Source organism: Haloferax sp. DFSO52, assembly GCF_048158745.1.
Taxonomy (GTDB): Archaea; Halobacteriota; Halobacteria; order Halobacteriales; family Haloferacaceae; genus Haloferax.
This window is the reverse complement of record NZ_JBLOPB010000002.1, coordinates 1,222,834-1,240,390: the sequence shown is the minus strand read 5'-3', so window position 1 is coordinate 1,240,390 and position 17,557 is coordinate 1,222,834. Positions and strand designations below refer to the sequence as shown.

General features: G+C 61.2%; 17 protein-coding genes. 9 read left to right on the top strand and 8 right to left on the bottom strand.

Features of this window, described 5'->3' with window-relative positions; genetic code table 11:
- Positions 1-15 precede the first annotated feature (15 nt).
- On the bottom strand, positions 16-1,452 hold the full coding sequence (locus ACK3SC_RS15945) for a cryptochrome/photolyase family protein (protein WP_416841181.1): 1,437 nt from the start codon (positions 1,450-1,452) through the stop codon (positions 16-18).
- Between the two features lie 311 nt (positions 1,453-1,763).
- Here ACK3SC_RS15945 and ACK3SC_RS15940 point away from each other — a divergent pair, with 311 nt between their 5' ends.
- Entirely contained in the window at positions 1,764-2,552 is a 789-nt protein-coding gene (locus tag ACK3SC_RS15940) for a hypothetical protein (RefSeq protein WP_416841245.1), read from the top strand.
- Positions 2,553-2,631: 79 nt separating this feature from the next.
- On the opposite strand, the gene ACK3SC_RS15935 is transcribed toward ACK3SC_RS15940, so the two are convergent.
- Both ACK3SC_RS15935 and ACK3SC_RS15930 read right to left on the bottom strand, forming a co-directional pair.
- Complete coding sequence (locus ACK3SC_RS15935; RefSeq protein WP_416841180.1) at positions 2,632-3,309, bottom strand: 6-hydroxymethylpterin diphosphokinase MptE-like protein; 678 nt, start codon at positions 3,307-3,309, stop codon at positions 2,632-2,634.
- Between the two features lie 241 nt (positions 3,310-3,550).
- Complete coding sequence (locus ACK3SC_RS15930) at positions 3,551-4,690, bottom strand: dihydropteroate synthase (RefSeq protein ID WP_416841179.1); 1,140 nt, start codon at positions 4,688-4,690, stop codon at positions 3,551-3,553.
- 153 nt (positions 4,691-4,843) lie between these two features.
- Between ACK3SC_RS15930 and ACK3SC_RS15925 the strand changes: the two genes are divergently transcribed.
- The gene (locus ACK3SC_RS15925; RefSeq protein ID WP_416841178.1) at positions 4,844-5,428 is read left to right on the top strand and encodes a hypothetical protein; all 585 of its coding nucleotides are present in this window, start codon (positions 4,844-4,846) and stop codon (positions 5,426-5,428) included.
- A complete protein-coding gene (locus ACK3SC_RS15920) occupies positions 5,425-6,189 on the top strand; it encodes an RNA methyltransferase (protein WP_416841177.1) in 765 nt (254 codons plus the stop codon). Before ACK3SC_RS15925 ends, ACK3SC_RS15920 begins: the two co-directional genes overlap by 4 nt.
- A 24-nt stretch (positions 6,190-6,213) precedes the next feature.
- Here the strand turns inward: ACK3SC_RS15920 and ACK3SC_RS15915 are convergent, their stop codons facing one another.
- Positions 6,214-6,669 (bottom strand): MaoC family dehydratase, encoded by a 456-nt coding sequence (locus ACK3SC_RS15915; protein WP_416841176.1) that lies wholly within the window; start codon positions 6,667-6,669, stop codon positions 6,214-6,216.
- A 129-nt stretch (positions 6,670-6,798) separates the two neighbouring features.
- Here ACK3SC_RS15915 and ACK3SC_RS15910 point away from each other — a divergent pair, with 129 nt between their 5' ends.
- Together ACK3SC_RS15910 and ACK3SC_RS15905 are read left to right on the top strand one after the other, a co-directional pair.
- Positions 6,799-7,719: a M48 family metallopeptidase gene (locus ACK3SC_RS15910; RefSeq protein ID WP_416841175.1), complete on the top strand. Its 921-nt coding sequence runs from the start codon at positions 6,799-6,801 to the stop codon at positions 7,717-7,719.
- Between the two features lies 1 nt (position 7,720).
- A complete protein-coding gene (locus tag ACK3SC_RS15905) occupies positions 7,721-8,263 on the top strand; it encodes a hypothetical protein (RefSeq protein ID WP_416841174.1) in 543 nt (180 codons plus the stop codon).
- Here ACK3SC_RS15905 and ACK3SC_RS15900 read toward each other — a convergent pair.
- The 4 genes from ACK3SC_RS15900 to ACK3SC_RS15885 form a co-directional block, all read right to left on the bottom strand.
- Positions 8,244-8,849 carry a plastocyanin/azurin family copper-binding protein gene (locus ACK3SC_RS15900; RefSeq protein WP_416841173.1) on the bottom strand — a complete coding sequence of 202 codons (606 nt, stop codon included), beginning with the start codon at positions 8,847-8,849 and terminating at the stop codon, positions 8,244-8,246. The genes ACK3SC_RS15905 and ACK3SC_RS15900 overlap by 20 nt on opposite strands.
- A gap of 173 nt (positions 8,850-9,022) precedes the next feature.
- A complete protein-coding gene (gatE, locus tag ACK3SC_RS15895) occupies positions 9,023-10,891 on the bottom strand; it encodes a Glu-tRNA(Gln) amidotransferase subunit GatE (protein ID WP_416841172.1) in 1,869 nt (622 codons plus the stop codon).
- Positions 10,892-10,957: 66 nt separating this feature from the next.
- Positions 10,958-11,122, bottom strand: a complete 165-nt coding sequence (locus ACK3SC_RS15890; protein ID WP_191965854.1) for an HVO_2901 family zinc finger protein — start codon at positions 11,120-11,122, stop codon at positions 10,958-10,960.
- 238 nt (positions 11,123-11,360) lie between these two features.
- Positions 11,361-12,767, bottom strand: a complete 1,407-nt coding sequence (locus ACK3SC_RS15885; protein WP_416841171.1) for a class II fumarate hydratase — start codon at positions 12,765-12,767, stop codon at positions 11,361-11,363.
- 288 nt (positions 12,768-13,055) lie between these two features.
- Between ACK3SC_RS15885 and ACK3SC_RS15880 the strand changes: the two genes are divergently transcribed.
- Genes ACK3SC_RS15880 through ACK3SC_RS15865 form a run of 4 tightly spaced genes read left to right on the top strand, consistent with a single transcriptional unit; the run spans position 13,056 to position 17,524 of the window.
- Complete coding sequence (locus ACK3SC_RS15880) at positions 13,056-14,435, top strand: ABC transporter substrate-binding protein (protein WP_416841170.1); 1,380 nt, start codon at positions 13,056-13,058, stop codon at positions 14,433-14,435.
- 9 nt (positions 14,436-14,444) lie between these two features.
- Entirely contained in the window at positions 14,445-15,485 is a 1,041-nt protein-coding gene (locus ACK3SC_RS15875) for a carbohydrate ABC transporter permease (protein WP_416841169.1), read from the top strand.
- Entirely contained in the window at positions 15,482-16,396 is a 915-nt protein-coding gene (locus ACK3SC_RS15870) for a carbohydrate ABC transporter permease (protein WP_416841168.1), read from the top strand. The genes ACK3SC_RS15875 and ACK3SC_RS15870 overlap by 4 nt, the downstream gene beginning before the upstream one ends.
- A complete protein-coding gene (locus tag ACK3SC_RS15865; protein WP_416841167.1) occupies positions 16,397-17,524 on the top strand; it encodes an ABC transporter ATP-binding protein in 1,128 nt (375 codons plus the stop codon). It abuts the gene before it with no gap.
- The last annotated feature ends 33 nt before the right edge of the window (positions 17,525-17,557 follow it).

The window sequence follows — 17,557 nt, the reverse complement described above, 5'->3', positions numbered from 1 at the left end:
CAGAACCCAGCGTCGTCAGTCGTCGCCTCTGGCCGCTTCGAACATCGCCAACGCCATCTCTCGGCGTTCAGAGTGGTCGACGAGTGGTGCTGGATAGTCAGGGGCGACACGGGTTCGTTCTGCATCGCTCAGTTCGTGCCAATCGTGGATCGCATCCGGTGAGACGCCTTCCAGCTCCGGTACGTACTGTTTGATATACACGGCGTCCGGGTCGTAGCGTTCGCCCTGCGTCATCGGATTGAAGATACGGAAGTACGGTTGGGCGTCCGTCCCCGTCGAGGCGGCCCACTGCCACCCGCCGGTGTCGTTCGCCGTGTCGTGGTCCGAGAGGTATTCCCGAAAGTGTGCGTAGCCGTGTCGCCAATCGCACAACAGGTCTTTGGTGAGGAACGAGGCGACGATCATCCGAACGCGGTTGTGCATGTACGCCTCCGCTTTCAGTTGTCGCATTCCGGCATCGACGATTGGATAGCCAGTGCTCCCCGATTTCCACGCTGCCAACTCGTCCGTGTCGTCGCGCCACTCGATCTCGTGTGCGAACTCCTTGTAGTTCTCCGAGACGACGTTCGGATTGAACCTGACGACGTGCGTGTAGAACTCGCGCCACGCGAGTTGTGACTGGAACTCTTCGACGGACTCGTCCCGCTTGCCGCCTACTGTTTCACGCGCAGCAACTGTTGCAGCGTACACTTCACGAATGCCTATCGTTCCGAATTTGAGGTCGGTAGAGAGTTTCGACGTGCCATCCCGAGACGGGTAGTCGCGGTCTGCTTCGTAGCGATAGATGGCATCCTCACAGAAGTCCGTGAGTCGGCGCCGTGCAGCGTCTGTCCCAGCAGAAATCACGTCGCCTGCTGGTTCGTCGAACCCGAGGTCTTCGATCGTCGGAAGGTCACCGACAGCGACGTTCGGTACCGACTGCGCAACTGATTCGAGCGTTTCCACGTCGGCAAAGCGGTCGCCGTCAGGGGTCGGAAACGGGTCGGGTTTCTCGCGGTCGCGCCACTTCTTCCAGAAGTAGGTGTACACCGAGTAAGGTTCCCCTGCGTTCGTGGTAATCGAACCCGGTTGGTGAAATATCGCGTCGTGAACTGACTCACGGCCGACACCTGCATCGTCGAGTGCGAGTCGCACAGCTGCGTCACGTGTGCGGGCCAGTCCAGTGTAGTCTTCGTTCCAGACGACTCGGTCTACGTCGAGTGTCGTTGCAATCGCAGGGACGAGCGTCCGTGGGTCTCCACGACCGACGAGGAGGTCACTTCCTGCAGCACGATACGACGCCCGGAGTTCGGCGAGTGCGTCGAGTAGATACCGAACCCGAGGCGAACCGGCGTGAGTGAGGACCTCGGTGTCGAACACGAAACATGGGACGACATCGTCCTCGGCGGCGGCCGTTACTAACCCCCGATTGTCGGCGGTGCGCAAATCACGCCGGTGCCAGTACAGGTGCATAGCCGCGCCTCAGGACGGAATAACCGTTAATGTAGCGGCAGGCAATGATTTACCCAGGTTATCACAACAAATGGCTTCCTACTCGGGGGTTCTCGAGATGGGAGATCGGTTTACAATGACGCGAATTCGGCCAGGTATGGCACTTCATGGCATGTCACGATGACCATCTGTGGTAATGTGATATTATCGACTGAATTCAGATAAGTCCACACGTTTACATTCATACTATCTGATGTACCCTGTCCATACCTATACGGTATGAAACCCTTCTATGGTGTATGCTTGGGCGTCATCTCTCCCTTAGCCTCGAAATGCACAAGCCATTGCTCGGGAGTCCCATCGCCCTTCCTCTACTATTTTTGACAATTGTCTGTGGAACACTCGGATGGCTCGTGTGGACTCCGTATGGGTTGGTGTTTGGTGTGCTTCCGCCAGCCATCGTCTTTGGATTCACGGTTGTCGAACTCCGGAAGGCTGGGGTTCCAAAACTCCCCCCTGCGAGTTCGCCGACGCCACTCGCACTCGATGGGCAGGTGGACCTCGTCTCGAACCTCCACGAGGCGGGCGTCTTTACCGAAGAGGCGTCTGACTCGCTGCGACTCTCGAACGGATTTGCACGCGATTGGCGTCAACACATGGCCGAGATGGACGGACGTGAATACGACCAAAACGCTCTCGCCGACCTGCTCGGCGTCGAACATGCTCGTGTCGAGATGGATTGGGATGAAGATGGACTGTTCGCCCTCCTAGACGGGGCGAATATCGGTCGGTGGATGTCACGGGCCGCCTTCGTCGCCGACGTGACGGCTGTGATGACGTTCCGACGCCACTATCCGGCGTGGTGGAAACTGTCGACCGCAGACCGAAACCGAGTGCTCGGTGCGCTTCGGCTGAGCCTCCGCCGCTGTCCGACCTGTGAGGGTGCTGTCGAGGTGGATACGGAACGAACGAGCGACTCGGATACAGCGAACAAACGGCACGTGACGGTTACCTGTGTGGCGTGCGATGCCGAACTCTTCGACGCAGTCGTAGACGAAACGACACCCAACGTCACCAGTACCGACACCGAGGCGGGGACTCCCCCACACAGTACCCGGTGACGTAGTTGTATTTCTCAAACTGACTGAGACGACACGCGAGACACCGGTAAACGGGTGAGATGGTACGAACGGTGAGACGCTACGGAAGCGGCTCGATATCGTCTCGTCTCCCGTCGAGCACAGCGAACTCCTCGTCACGGCGACGTTCGAGCCACCTTAGCAGTCGCTCGGCCCACGCCAGTTTCTGTGCTTTCATCTCGTCGACTGTGGGGTCGTCGAAGTCCCACCCTGCGAAGACGAGTCGTTCGGCACCGAGTTCGTCGGCGATGAATGCGGCCCGGTCACCGTCGGTGAACCCACCCCAGTTCACCACTGGCCCGCGAGGTTCGGCCTGTGTGGTCCCGAGGACGTGGTTCTCGTCGAGTCGTGGAATCCACTCGCGAATCTCGGGGATGTTGTCTCCGTGTGCGGCGGCGGCAACGGGAACGCCCGATTTGCTCAACTCCACTGCAGTCTCTGGATTCTTGTCGAGGTCCGTCACCATCATGTCGACGCTGTAGCCCGCGTCACGGACGGTATCGGCGGCAGTCGAGGCAGCGACGACGATATCGACGTCGTCGAGGCGGGTGAGTTCGTCGTCCAGTGTCGGTGCCGCACCGCAGAGCCCGACCGTCGTGCCCTCCCACGCGAGGCGGGACCTGTCGAACGGCGAGACGAGTGAAGCCAGCACGTCGCGGGCCTCCTCGTCGGCCGCCCTGTCGAACCCGAAACTGTCGAGAATCTGTGTGTAAACGGGGTCCCACTCTGTAAATCGCATCGTTGATACTGACAGTGCTGTGGCTCTGGAGTGTAACTGTATGGGCCGGAATGGCACTCGTGTACCCCTACCCGCGTGCCCTTCCGGCGTCCACAGGACCGTTTTAGAGTCGGATGGTATAAGTTTTCTCTTAGTCGAACGGTCAATGTATGCCGAACGTCACACGATGTGACCATTTCGTGTCAATGTAAAACAATGACTCGGGCACTCGTCTATGGACGTTCAGTTACCCGGTTTTCCCTCAGCGAACTGCGCGTTCGATGGTGGCTAACGCGTTTTCGAGGGCATCTGATGAGTCTCCGATGACACCTGGAAGTCGACGCAGTGCTGCAGGAGTTCCAACGAGGAGGCCGCCAGACTCTCGTCCGACGAAGATGGCACCGATGTCTGCTGCGCCGGTCGCAAGGTTGTCTCGCTCGGCCGCTGCGAGCCCTTCGAGTTCGAAGACACGCGTCACGAACTCGTCCGCAACGTCGGTCGGTGCACCGATTCGGTCGAGATGTCGCGCCGCCTCACCCGGCGTCGTCACGTCGAGTTCCTCGACGGACACGTCACCCGGTTCGCGGACGCGACGGCGTTTGAACTCGTGACCGATGAGGGCAGCATCTCGTGTCTCTCGAACGTCGTGCGTTCGGATGACGTGTGCACCGCGTTCGACGGCCATCGACGTGGCCGCGAGACTGACGGGGAGTGCGTCTTCCGTCGAACGCCCGGCGACGTCGCGGAGGAAGTTCTTCCGATTGAGAGAGACCAACATCGGATAGCCGTAGCCGCGGAACTCGCGCAGCCGGTCGAACGTCTCTCGGTCGTGTTCGAGCGTCTTGCCTTCGGACCACCCGCCGAACGCCGGGTCGACGATGGTCTTGTCGGTGAACCCGTTCAGTTCGAGGGCGTCGTAGATGTCGTCTACTTCTTCGATAGCACCGGGTCGCGTGAGGTCCGGCGGACTCGCCATCTTGGCGACTGCGGCGTCGTGTGCTTCACACACCCTCGGCATCTCCGGGTCGGCAAACCCGCAGATGTCGTTGACCATGTCGAACCCGTTTTCGAGGGCCGCGTCTGCGACTTCGTGATACCGCGTTTCGATAGAGAAGACGGCGTCGCCAGAGATGTGGTCGAGGACCGCCAGCGCGGTGTCGAGGCGTTCGAGTTCGTCTTCGGCCGAGAGAACGTCGAGCCGTTTGTTTGCCGATTCGAGGCCGATATCGACGATGTCGGCACCCTCGTCGATGAGGGCCCGGTCGACGTATTCGGCGGCCTCGCTCGGGTCGTTGAACACGCTCGGTTTGTACGGTGACTCCTTGGAGACGTTCAACACGCCCATGATTCGGGGCGGGTGGTCGTCGCCGATTTTGAGTCCTGCCGCATCGACGGTTCGCATACTCGTCGGTTGGACCACACGGACATATGCAGACCGGTCGCGGAAGACCGGACGGTCGGTCGGAGATGCGGCGACATCACCGTCGTTCGGACGTGTCTCGGTTCGTAAGGACGCATCACGCCATTTTTATCTGCCGCTTGGCTACCCCGGGGTATGGCGAAGGTCAGCGTGGGACTCCGAGGATGGCGATTCGAGGAGTCCGAGATATTCACCGACGACGGGGAGTTCAAACCGCTCGACGAGATCCCCGAAGACGCGCGCAGGCGTCTCGTTCGTCTCGTCACACTCGTCGAAGAACCGTGCGATGGGTGTTATCTCGTCTTCGGCGACGAGGAGATTCAACAGTGCCGGCAGGCACGAATCGTCTACGGCGAACCCGGCGACGAAGTCCTCCTGTGCGACCACCACGAACCCGACTTCCTCTACTGGTTCCGTGAGGAGGGCGGCCGCGACTTCGTCGGAGACGACGTGTTTGCCGACGCCTTCCACGAGTGGTTCGCAGACGGCGGTCGCGCCCCCGAGGGGTACGGCGGACTGGAGTACGTCGATACCGACCCCGACCACCTGCCGTCGCCACCGGACGCCGCCGAGATTCAAGCCCGACTCGTCGAGGGATTCGAAGGCGAGCGCATCAACCTGCGTGATTACGGCCCCGACGCCGATGACGACGACTCTGACCTCATCGACGACGACGACCTCGACGGCCTCGATTTAGACACGGACTACCCGACGAAATGAGCGACACACACGACGCTGACCACGAATTCGTCGTCGTCGTCGTCGAACCCGAGACGCCGGGAAACGTCGGCACCATCGCCCGGGCGATGAAGAACTTCGGCATCTACGACCTCCGGCTCGTCAACCCGCCACCGCTCGACCCCGACGGCGAGGCGTACGGATTCGCCGGCCACGCCCGCGAAGACGTCCTCCCGAACGCGACAGAGACGACGCTCGAAGAAGTCGTCGAAGAGTTCTACACCGTCGGAACCACTGCCGTCTCGCACGAAGACTCGACGCGACACGTCCGCTACCCGTTCAAGACGCCCGCCGAACTCGCCGACTCGCTGGAGACGGTACAGACCAAGACGGCACTCGTCTTCGGTCGTGAAGGCACCGGCCTCGACAACGAAGAGATAGCGATGCTGGACGAAGTCTGTTGTATCCCTGCCGATGACCGGTATCCCGTGCTCAATCTCGGGCAGGCGGCGACGATTCTCATGTACGAACTCCGCCGGTTCACCGTGGAGGAGACACAACTCCCCGACGTGGAACGTGAACGTGCCTCCGAAGAAGAGATCGACGTCGTCTACCGCTTCTTCGACGACTTACTCGACGCCATCGACTACCGCGAACACAAACGGAACAAGACATCGCAGATGATGCGCCGTCTCATCGGCCGCGCCCATCCGACTGAACGCGAGGCAGCGACGCTGACCGGCGTCCTTCGACGTGCTGCTGAGCACGCCCGGCACCCCGAACGATTCCGCGACGACGACTGATGTGGGCCGGGACCGTCGCCTCGTTCACTCCTCGGGCCGTCGTGCGACCATCATGAGTCCGATGAACGAACAGACCTTCTCTGTGTCGCCAGACGCCCGTTCTGCGTAGGTCGTCGTCTGGAGTCTCGCGAGCCCCCGGTCGTCGGTTTCGACCGTCTTGTCCAGGACTTCGTTTTCGATACTGAGGGTGTCGCCCGGATAGACCGGTTTCCACCACCGAAGTTCGTCGACGCCTTTCGCGCCGAGCGCGGCCAAATCTTCGAGAAATCCATCGACGTTCAGTCGCATCGTCATCGCAGTCGTGTGCCATCCGCTGGCGATGACGCCGCCGTACATCGACTCCGCGTCGGCGCGTTCGGGGTCGGTGTGGAACCATTGCGGGTCGTACTGCTCGGCAAACTCCAGAATCTCGTCTTCGGTCACTTCGTACGCACCGTACTCGTGGATGTCACCGACCGAGAGGTCTTCGAAGAATCGCATGACCCCTGCTTCGACCGCGTGTGTCGAGAATGTAGCGGTGGCAGCAACCGAGACGCCCGATAACGGTTTGGGACTCGCGAGCGTATCTCTCTCCGAATGGGCCCGACTCCCCGCAGGTCTCGCGGACCGATGGTCCTCATCGGTCTCGCGGTCCTCGTCTCGTACCTTCTCCTCAGCGCACTGAGCGCGTTTGCAGTGGTGACGCTGTGGCGTCTCCGCCCAGACCCCGTGACGGGCGCGCTCGTCGGGACGGCCGTCGTCGTCGTCCTCGGCTACGTGAGCTTCCGGGTGGGAACGCTCCAGCTGCTCGGCCGTCTGGAGGCCCGTGACCTGTCGCGGGACGAATCGCCTGCGGTTTACCGTCTTCTCGACCGGCTCTCAGAAGAGATTGGCATTGACCCACCCTCGTTGAAACTCGCTCGATTCACTACCCCCAACGCGATGGCGCTCGACCCACTCGGCCGCGACGTTATCGTCCTCGACGTCGCCTTGTTTCGCCTCCTCGACGTGGACGAATTCGAGGCGTTGCTGGCGCACGAACTCGCTCATCTCGAACGCAAAGACGGCCTCTCGCAATCGCTCGTGGCGAGCATGGGGCAGACGCTGGTCGGCATCGGCTATCTCTTCGTCTCGCCGGTGACGTTCTTCGCGACGGGGATTGCGCTGGGGACGGCGTGGATTCGTGGACAACCCAGAGAGTGGCATCGGACGGTTCCGGGGCGAATTCGCCTTGCATTGGACACTGTCGTCGGTTTCCTCGGCTTTGGGTTTACAGTCTACATCCGCACGCAGTCACGAAAACGAGAGTTCGCTGCCGACGCCCGTGCCGCTGCAGTGACGGGGAACCCGATGGCACTCGCATCGGCGCTCAGGAAACTGGAGCGTGCGGCACAACCCCGATGGGGGATGTCGCCGCTGTGGGTTTACGGCGAAGTCGAGATGGACGACCCCGTCTCGGAGATGCTCTCGACGCACCCTTCGACCGACGAACGCGTGGAACGACTCACTGCGATTGCCAACAGGGCTGCGACCCGAATCGAGGTGCAGTGAGATGCCTGGAACACCCGACCCAGTGCTTGGCAGTCAGATTCTGACCCACGCGTTTGCGTCTGCTGTCGGTCTCGTTCTCGTCGGCGTCGCGTATGTGTATCGAGAGCGAATCGCCCGCGACCGACTTCTTCCTGCAGTTGTCGGTGTCGGCTACGCGACCGCGACACTCGCAGTCTGGGCCGCCGCGAGAGTCGTGACCGATGCTATGCGCGACACGGGATTTACCGAAAACCTGCTCGCGACAGCAGGAATCCTCGTCTTCTCGTTCCTCTTGCTCGCTGGATTCGTCTACGGTACTGCGCGGTTGTACGCCCGATACGGCCTCGTCGTCCCACTCATCGGACTCTTCGGCGTGACGGAACTCGTCTGGTGGGCGTTCCTCCACGTCCGCGGTGAGTCCGATGCGCTGGGGATGTTCGTCTTTTTCGGGCCGATGTTCGTCGCCATCGTCCTGTTGGTCACAGGAATCGAGTACGTCGCTCGGCGCGTGTGGGCCGGACGTGGGCAAAAGAAGAGACGGGAGATTACCGGCGAGTCACGATGACTGCCCCGCGCATTCCAAGGAGGTTGAGTTCGAACCCGCTGTCGTCCTCGTACGGGTACCCGTGTGGGGCGCAGTAGTAGAGGTAGGTTCCGGGTTCGTCGAAGGTGTATTCGTAGGTTCCAGTCCCCTGGAACGGTCCTTCGAACAGGGGTCCCCCGTTGTCCATCTCGAGTGAGACCACGTTGTGGGGCCACGGGTTGTTCGGGTCGAAGAACGCAAACGGGTTTCCAGTCCACACCCACCTGACAGTCGTTCCCGCTGAGACCAGAATCGCTTCGGGTCCGAATTTGAACGGTCCCTCGTCAGGACCTTCGACACCCGGTGGGAGGAATTCGTCTGGGAGGTTGAGAGAGGTCATCACCCCCACGTCGACTTCGACCACGTCTTTGCGCTTCATGTTCGCGATGCCGGAGGTCCAAATCGGGCTGTCTTTACCCTGTGCTTTCGCGTTCAGGAACGCTCCGATGCCGTTTCCATTCCCGTAGTGGTGGTCTCTGGCGGTTGCAGTCCCACTCATCGCACCGAGTGCGAGAAGTCCACCGGTTAGTCGCAGGGCTGTTCGTCGGGTGATTTCTGGAGTAGTCATATTACCAATTTCCCCGGACAGTATTGGTGAGATGAGAAATTATAGACCTGTCATGAAATCTCAGACAGTCGTAGATTTCTGGACAAATAATTGTCAAATATCTCCGTGGGCGTTGGATTCTTTCGATTTTCAGCGGGATGAAGGCCAGTCGCCTCGTCGAACGTGTCGCGTAATCAGGCCCGCTTTTGAATCTCTTCGCGGAGCACGTCGCTCACGACGCCGCCGTCGGCCTTGCCGCGGAGTGCGCCCATCGCTTCGCCCATGAGCGCGGAGAACGCGCCCATACCCTGTTCTTCGACCTGTTCGGCGTTGCGCTCGACGACCTCCGCGATTGCCTCGCGGACTTCGTCGTCAGAGACGCCGGAGAGACCCGCTTCTTCGACCGCTTCGTCGGCCGAGAGCTCCGGGTTGTCGGCGATGGTCGAGAGCACGTCGTTGACGCCCTCTTTGGCGAGGTCACCGTCTTCGACGAGGTGCATGACGGCGAGGAGGTGGTCGTCAGAGAGATTCTCGACGGCAACGTCGTCACGGCGGAGTTCGGTGAGCGTCGATTCCAGCAAGCCCGCCGCGAACGTGGAGTCGATTCCCTCGTCGATTGCCTGCTCGAATAGGGGCATCTTGCGACCGTATGCAACCTGTTCTGCGAGGCCGGCGTCGAGGCCGAACTCGGCCTGATAGCGGTCGACCTTCTCGGTCAACAGTTCGGGCGTCTCCACGTCGCTCGGGTCGAGTTCGACCGGGATAACGTCCGTCTCGGGGTACATGCGGGCCGCACCGGGGAGCGGACGGAGGTAGCGCGTCGTCCCGTCGTCGTTGGCACCGCGCGTCTCTTCGGGGACTTCCTCGATGGCGACTTCTGCGCGTTGTGCAACCGCATCGATAGCGAGGTCGGCGGTTTCGGGGTCGTCCGCGACGATGGCGACAGCGTCGTCGGGACCGGCACCGACTGCCTCGCGGAGCGCGTCGACTTCGGCTTCGGTGACGCCGTACGCCGGGAGTTCGTCCGTGTGGAAGATGCCGCCCGCGCCGTGGCGCTTGGCGTGGTCGGAGAACTCGGTTCCGAGGCGGCGGTCGGGCTGGAGTTCGCGGCCGACGAGTCCGTCGAAGCCGGCGAGTTTGACGCCCATGACTTTTCCTCCACTGTCGAGTGCGCCGCGGATGACGCCCGACTCGGTGTCTTCGAAGACGCCGGTCACGTCGGTCACGTCACCGACGGCAGCGTCTCGGGACTGGAGTTCGTCGCGAATCTCGACGAGTTCGGCCTGTCGCCCGACTTCGAACCGAACGATTTCGTCGATCTGGTCGAGCGCCTGCACACCCTTGATTTCGACGCGTGCGCCCTCCGCGATGGAGACGTTCACGTCCTGCCGGATAGTGCCGAGGCCGCGTTTGACCTTTCCAGTCGAACGCAGGAGCATCCCGATGGTTTGTGCTGCTTCGCGTGCCTGTTCAGGAGAGGAGATGTCCGGACCGGTCCCGATTTCGACCAGCGGGATGCCGAGACGGTCGAGGCTGAAGAGCACGTCGTCGCCGCGTTCTTCGACGCGCTGGGCGGATTCCTCTTCGAGCATCAGGTCCACGATAGAGACGGGACCGTCGCTCGTCTGAATCTCGCCCTCCTGTGCGATGAGGGTGGTCCGCTGGAAGCCGGAGGTGTTCGACCCGTCGATGACGAGTTTGCGCATGACGTGCGCCTGGTCGACGACGTTCATGTCGAGGAGCGACGCGATTTGCATCACAACGGTCCGTGCCTCGCTGTCGAGGCGGTGCGGCGGTTCGTCGTCCTCTTCGACCAGACAGGTCGTGTCGTAGGCGAGATATTCGAACTCGCGGTCGACGCGACTCTCTTCGAGGGCGGCGTCGTCGAGTTCGCCAAGCTCGCTCTTCGTCGGGTGCAGGAATCGCGTGAACGTTCGCGCTGCGTCGTCGGGTTCCCGAAGTTCTGTGGGACACCCACAGAACAGTTTCGTCGCGGTGTCGAGTTGCTGGTGAATCTCGAGTCCCGCGACGAGACCAAGGTCCTCGTAGTCGTACTCGCTCATTGGTACTCCTTCGGTTCGGGGGGAGTAAAAAAGGATTCAGTCTGCGGTCGGTGCGTTCCGCGTCAGTTACAGTCGGCGGAGGCCTTCACCGATGCCTTCGACCTGCTCACATTCGGGACAGACGTACGTCCACCCATCGTTCGTCGCTCGTCCCTCCGGGAATACGGCCCCACAACCTCGACACTCCAACATGTCTCGCCCGCGGGCCCGCTGCTCTTGCAGTCCGGCCATACCCGTATAAACGCACAATTCAAGCTTCAAAATACCGATTTTCGAGAATTCGTGACAGTTCATGCCTCGCTCATGACTGACACGGAGACGCGGGGTGGCGATTGCTACTGCACACCGAGTAAAAACAACGCTCGAACGGCCTAAACAAGCGAATGACCAGTCCCGAAACTGACACCGGGTGGATGGACTGCTCGCGCCAAAAACTGCAAAAAAAGAATAGTAGTCAGTCGTGTCGCGTTCAGTCGTTGCCGAGGATGCCGCGGTGGGTCATCTTCTCGGGGTCGAGGACTTCGTCGGCCTCTGCTTCGGTGAGGTAGCCTTCGTCGACGGCGACCTGACGGACCGTCTTCCCGTCTGCGAGCGCTTGCTTGGCGACCTTCGAGGCTTTGTCGTAGCCGATAGCCGGGTTGAGCGCCGTCGCCAGCGCCATCGACTGTTCGACCTGTTCGGCGCAGTGTGCTTCGTTGGCTTCGAGTTTGGCGACGAAGCGCTCGGCGAACACTTCAGACGCGTTCGTGAGGAGTTTGGCCGATTCGAGGAAGTTGTGCGCGAGGACGGGTTTGTAGAGGTTGAGGTCGATTTGGCCCTCGGACGCGCCCGCGGCGACGGCGGCGTCGTTACCGACGACCTGCTTGTGGACCTGATTGACCGCTTCCGCGACGACCGGGTTGATTTTGCCGGGCATAATCGACGACCCGGGCTGGTTTTCGGGCTGTTCGATCTCACCCAGCCCGTTTCGCGGACCGGACGCGAGCAGTCGAAGGTCGTTCGCAATCTTGTTGAGCGAGCCAGCGACGGTGCGAAGCGCGCCGTGTGCCTCAGCCATCGCATCGTGGGCGGCCTGCGCTTCGAAGTGGTTGTCGGCCTCGCGGAACTCGACGCCGGTCTCTTCGGTCATGTATTCGGCGGCCTTCGCGGGGAATTCGGGGTGAGTGTTGAGTCCCGTTCCGACGGCGGTGCCGCCGAGCGCGAGTTCGCCGAGGTGCTCGCGGACGTTCTCGACGCGGCGGATGCCCTTTTCGACCTGCGTCCGGTAGCCACCGAACTCCTGTCCGAGACGGACGGGCGTGGCGTCCTGCAGGTGCGTCCGGCCTGTCTTGACGACACCGTCGAAGGCTTCTTCTTTGTCGCCGAGGGCGTCGGCGAGCGTCTCCAGTGCGGGAAGGAGGTCTTTCTCGACTGCTTCGAGCGCGGAGACGTGCATCGCGGTCGGAATCACGTCGTTCGAGGACTGGCCGAAGTTGACGTGGTCGTTCGGGTGAACGGTACGGTCGCCGATCTCTTTGCCCATGAGTTCGGCAGCGCGGTTGGCGATGACTTCGTTGGCGTTCATGTTCGACGAGGTACCAGAACCGGTCTGGAAGACGTCGACCGGGAACTGGTCGTCGAGGTCGCCAGCGATGACCTCGTCTGCCGCGTCGACGATTGCCTCGGCGACGTCGTCGTCGATCATGCCGAGGTCGCGGTTGGCCTGTGCGGCCGCCTTCTTTACGACACCAAGTGCGCGGACGAATCGGCGGCCGAACGTAATTCCCGAGATAGGGAAGTTCTCGACTGCGCGTTGGGTTTGTGCACCCCAGTAGGCGTCGACAGGAACCTCCATCTCTCCGAGACTATCCCGTTCGATTCGGTAATCATCGCTCATGGCCGAGACGACGCAGACAGTCGCGTAAAAGCCATCGGTAGCGAGTCACCGACTGAGGTCCACCGGAAGAAACATGTCTCTCGATTGCCGCCCGTGTTTCGAATTTATAAGTCGAAACTGCTGTCCTCGGTCTGTGGGCAGGTCGGCATAAAACGCGGTGCACATCCACTCTCTACGCATTTTTCGCCGAACTCCTGCCTGAGATTCAGTACTCGATATCGTGTAAATACAGACAACATTTAAGTTTGCAAGCAGATTAACTATATCGTAGCAGGTGGTCGACACATTATGACACGAAAATCCCCAGAAAACGTCACGAGACGGACGATTTTGAAGGCCGCAGGTGCAACAGGAGCGGTGGGTATCACCGGAGTCGCCGGCTGTATCGGCGGCGGTGGAGGCGGTGGCGGAGAGGGAACGACCACCGAAGACACCTCCGATGGCGACACCGACACCACGACCGAATCCGGCGGCGGCGGTGGCGGAGAGACGTTGGAAATCGTCCACTGGTGGACGGCCGGTGGCGAACAGGAGGCGCTCAACGCCCTCCTCGAAGGGTTCCAGGAGGAGTACCCGGACGTCACGGTGGAGAACAACCCGGCACCCGGTGGTGCAGGGAGCGCACTCGACACGGTCATCAAGAACCGTGTCCTGAATCAGAATCCACCGTCGACGTTCCAGATTTGGCCGGGGAAGGCGCTCTTCCCCTACACGGACGCTGACCTGCTCGAAAACATCACGGACAGCGTCTGGAGCCAGAACGACATGCAGAACGCCTACCTCGACGGTGTGAAGGAGGCAGCGATGGGCGGCACCGACAACTTCGTCTCCGTCCCCATCAACATCCACCGACTCAACAACCTCTTTTACAACGTCTCGGTCGTCGAGAGCGCGGGCGTCGACCCGTCCAGCATCGAGACGCCGAGCGACCTGACGAGCGCCCTCGAAACCGTCGCGTCCGAGACGGACGCGGTGCCGATGGCCCACCAGACGCAGTCGCCGTGGTCCACGGTCCAGCTATGGGAGACCATTCTCATCGGCGAAGCGGGCGTCGAAGCGTTCAATACCTTCACCAGCGGCGACGTTGCCAGCGTCGAAAGCGAGGTCAAGAGCGCACTCGAACGTCTCGTCGAGTACAGCGACTACTTCCCAGAGGACGCCGGGTCTATCTCGTGGGACCAGGGTAACTCGCAGGTCGTCGAAGGCAACGCCGCGTTCATCCATCAGGGTGACTGGGCGGCAGGTCAGTACAATGCCGCAGACGACTTCGAGTACGACTCCGACTGGGGCAACGTCGCGTTCCCCGGAACGAGCGGTGTCTACTCGCTCGTGATGGACTCGTTCGTCTTCCCGACGAACAACCCATCGCCCGACGCGACCGAAAAGTTCCTCACCTACTGTGGGACGACGGACGCGCAGGAGCGGTTCAACACGAGGAAGGGCTCGATTCCACCGCGCACGGACGTCTCGATGGACGCCTTCGGGCCGTTCCTGCAAGCCCAGAGTGAAGACTTCAGCAACTCCGACCAGCAACCGCCGACCATCGCCCACGGGACGGCAGTCCGGCCGGAAATTAAGAGTAACATCGAAGGTGCGTTCGCGGCGTTCCTCGAATCGTACGACGTCGACGGTACGTACGAGGACCTGCAAAACTCGTTCGACGTCTAGAGAACGCACATGAAGAGCATTCTTTTCGGTGTGTTGGGCGGTGACCACGGCGAACGTTCCGACAACGACAGCGCTGCGGACGGCGACTCCCTCAGAGCAGACGGTGGAACTGCCGACACCGAAGTGACGAGTGGTCGTTCGTTCGACGTGCAGTCGTTCCTCGACAGCGAGTTCGTCCGTTCGATTCCGTTCTGGGGTCCGGCGGCGCTTCTCATGGGTCTGTTCGTCTACGGCGCAGTCGCGTGGAACGCCGTCATCTCGCTGACCGACTGGGAGGGACTCGGGCAACCGGAGTACGCCAACTTCGACCTCTCGATGTACAGTCGGATGTTCAACGAGTTGCTCGAACCCGGGTCGAATTTCTTCGCGGCGACGCGCAACACCGTCGCACTGCTCATCGCCTTCACGGTCATCACGCTGGTGTTGGGCTTGCTGCTGGCAATCCTCGTCGACCAGGGTGTCCGGTTCGAGAACGCTTTCCGAACCATCTACCTGTTGCCGATGAGTCTCTCGTTCGTCGTCACGGCCATCTTCTGGTCGTGGATGTACAACCCGCGAATCGGACTCATCAACGAGACGCTCAGAGCAGTCGGCCTCGGCGCACTCACGCAGGCGTGGCTTTCAGACCCACGGTTCAAACTGGCGTCGGTCATCTTCGCGCTGATGTGGCAGTTCTCGGGGTACGCGATGGTCGTCTACCTCGCCGGGTTGCAGGCGATTCCGACAGAACAGTACGAAGCGGCCCGAACCGATGGCGCATCGACGGCCCGAATGTACTGGCGCGTCATCATCCCACAACTCCGGTCGTCGACGACGAGCGCCGCCGTCGTGTTGATGGTGTTCGCGCTCAAGGCGTTCGACTTCCTGTTCGTGATGTTCGGACCGAACCCCGGTCCATCGACGGATATCCTCTCGGTGATGATGTTCCGCGAGGCGTTCATGTCCACCAACTGGGCGTACGGGTCCGGTATCGCGACCGTGCTGTTCCTGATGGCGCTGGGCGTCATCGCACCGTATCTCTACCGCCAGTACCAGCGAGGTGAGCTATGAGCACGAACTCACTCGAAGACGTGAATCTTCGCCGAGTGAGCGTCTACGCGACGCTCGTCGTGATGATTGGCTTCTATCTCGCACCGCTGGAGACGGGGTTGATGACGGCGTTCAAGACGCAGAACGTCTTCTTCAGCACGTCGCCGTTTTCACCCCCGCCGATAGACGGGTTCACCCTGCAACCGTGGATGGAAGCGTTCGACCGACTCGGACCGGGACTCGTCAACAGTCTCCTGTTTACGGTTCCGGCAGCCGTGTTCTCGGCGTTCCTCGGGTCGATGGCGGCCTACGGAATGACGAATCTCGACTGGCGATATCAGGTCGGCGTGCTCGTCCTCTTCGTCGCCGGCGTGTTCATCCCCTACCAGTCCGTGTTGGTTCCGCTGACTCGATTCTGGGCGATGGTCGACATCGCGAATCTGTTCACGTCGATGGCGGGCGCGATCTCGTTCCTTCCGCTCCTTCCGGGTGTGTTCAGGGCGTTGGCAGACCGTGCTGGTCTCGTCGAACTCGCGGTGACGCACACGGCCTACGGGATCCCCATCTGTACCGTCCTCTTCCGTGGCTACTATCTCTCGCTCGACAGAGAGATGCTCGAAGCAGCGCGGCTCGACGGTGCGACACCGGCGCGAATCTACCGCAAAATCGTCTTGCCACTCTCGAAACCGATGTTCGCGGTGGCGCTCATCTACCAGTTCACGAATATCTGGAACGACCTGTTGTTCGCGCTGGTGCTCGTGAGCGACCCGTCGAACGCACCGATTACCATCGCGCTCAACACGCTGAAAGGGTCGATGGTTCAACAGTACAACGTGCAGATGGCGGGTGCGTTCCTCGCGGCGCTGCCGACGCTCGTCATCTACGTCCTCTTCGGCGAACAGTTCGCAAAAGGCGTCGCAGGTGAAACGTAAATGGCTCAACTCACACTCGATTCGGTGACGAAGCGGTTCGACGACGACGTCGTCGCTGTCGACGGCGTCTCGTTAGATATCGACGACGGCGAGTTCCTCGTCCTCGTCGGCCCATCAGGGTGCGGAAAATCGACCACCTTGCGGATGATTGCGGGGTTAGAGTCCGTCTCGGACGGCGAAATCCGAATTGACGGAACCTCACTCCGTGGAAAGCGCCCGAAAGAGCGCGACATCGCCATGGTGTTCCAGTCGTACGCGCTCTACCCGCACATGACCGTCCGCGAGAACATGTCGTTCGGACTGGAAGAATCGACCGACCTTCCCGCCGCCGACATCCGAGAAACGGTCGAAGAGACGGCCGAGATGCTCGATATCTCGGAGCTCTTGGACCGAAAACCCGGCGAACTCTCCGGCGGGCAACAGCAGCGTGTCGCCCTCGGGCGCGCCATCGTCCGCGACCCGAAAGTGTTCCTCATGGACGAACCGCTGTCGAACCTCGACGCCAAACTCCGCTCGCAGATGCGGACGGAACTCCAGCGATTACAGGAGGACCTTGGCGTCACCACCGTCTACGTCACGCACGACCAGACGGAGGCGATGACGATGGGCGACCGAATCGCCATCTTAGACGGCGGCAAACTCCAGCAGGTTGCGACCCCGCTGGAGGCGTATCATCGCCCGGCAAACCGCTTCGTTGCGGGATTCATCGGCGAACCGTCGATGAACTTCTTCGAGATGGACGTACAGGGCGACTCGCTCGTCCACGAGGCCTTCTCGTATCCGATATCCGAATCGACGCAGTCTGCAATCGGCGACGTCGAACGCGTGACGCTCGGCATTCGCCCGGAGGATATCGAACTCGTCACGGACGACAGTGGCGACCACACCTACGAGGCAACCGTCGACGTGGTCGAACCGATGGGCAACGAGAACGCCGTCTATCTCCAGTTCGACGACACGCGATTCGTCGCCACCATCGGCGGAATGCGACAGGTCGAGAGCGGTGAGACGGTGAACGTACAGATTCCCGAAGACGCGGTTCACATCTTCGACGCCGAGACTGGAGACGTGCTCCAGAATCGCTCGCTCGAAGACGCAGAACTCTCCGAACCCGACCAGCAGGTCTGAAGTCGGTCTCTCGGCAGAACGTCTCGTTTTTCG

Coding starts and splice junctions, on each gene's coding strand:
- ACK3SC_RS15875 (WP_416841169.1), top strand. CDS start 14,445: ATGAAGAGCATTCTTTTCGGTGTGTTGGGCGGTGACCACGGCGAACGT.
- ACK3SC_RS15925 (WP_416841178.1), top strand. CDS start 4,844: ATGGCGAAGGTCAGCGTGGGACTCCGAGGATGGCGATTCGAGGAGTCC.
- ACK3SC_RS15920 (WP_416841177.1), top strand. CDS start 5,425: ATGAGCGACACACACGACGCTGACCACGAATTCGTCGTCGTCGTCGTC.
- ACK3SC_RS15945 (WP_416841181.1), bottom strand. CDS start 1,452: ATGCACCTGTACTGGCACCGGCGTGATTTGCGCACCGCCGACAATCGG.
- ACK3SC_RS15930 (WP_416841179.1), bottom strand. CDS start 4,690: ATGCGAACCGTCGATGCGGCAGGACTCAAAATCGGCGACGACCACCCG.
- ACK3SC_RS15900 (WP_416841173.1), bottom strand. CDS start 8,849: ATGACTACTCCAGAAATCACCCGACGAACAGCCCTGCGACTAACCGGT.
- ACK3SC_RS15915 (WP_416841176.1), bottom strand. CDS start 6,669: ATGCGATTCTTCGAAGACCTCTCGGTCGGTGACATCCACGAGTACGGT.
- ACK3SC_RS15890 (WP_191965854.1), bottom strand. CDS start 11,122: ATGGCCGGACTGCAAGAGCAGCGGGCCCGCGGGCGAGACATGTTGGAG.
- ACK3SC_RS15935 (WP_416841180.1), bottom strand. CDS start 3,309: ATGCGATTTACAGAGTGGGACCCCGTTTACACACAGATTCTCGACAGT.
- ACK3SC_RS15880 (WP_416841170.1), top strand. CDS start 13,056: ATGACACGAAAATCCCCAGAAAACGTCACGAGACGGACGATTTTGAAG.
- ACK3SC_RS15905 (WP_416841174.1), top strand. CDS start 7,721: ATGCCTGGAACACCCGACCCAGTGCTTGGCAGTCAGATTCTGACCCAC.
- ACK3SC_RS15865 (WP_416841167.1), top strand. CDS start 16,397: ATGGCTCAACTCACACTCGATTCGGTGACGAAGCGGTTCGACGACGAC.
- ACK3SC_RS15910 (WP_416841175.1), top strand. CDS start 6,799: ATGGTCCTCATCGGTCTCGCGGTCCTCGTCTCGTACCTTCTCCTCAGC.
- ACK3SC_RS15940 (WP_416841245.1), top strand. CDS start 1,764: ATGCACAAGCCATTGCTCGGGAGTCCCATCGCCCTTCCTCTACTATTT.
- ACK3SC_RS15870 (WP_416841168.1), top strand. CDS start 15,482: ATGAGCACGAACTCACTCGAAGACGTGAATCTTCGCCGAGTGAGCGTC.
- ACK3SC_RS15885 (WP_416841171.1), bottom strand. CDS start 12,767: ATGAGCGATGATTACCGAATCGAACGGGATAGTCTCGGAGAGATGGAG.
- gatE (WP_416841172.1), bottom strand. CDS start 10,891: ATGAGCGAGTACGACTACGAGGACCTTGGTCTCGTCGCGGGACTCGAG.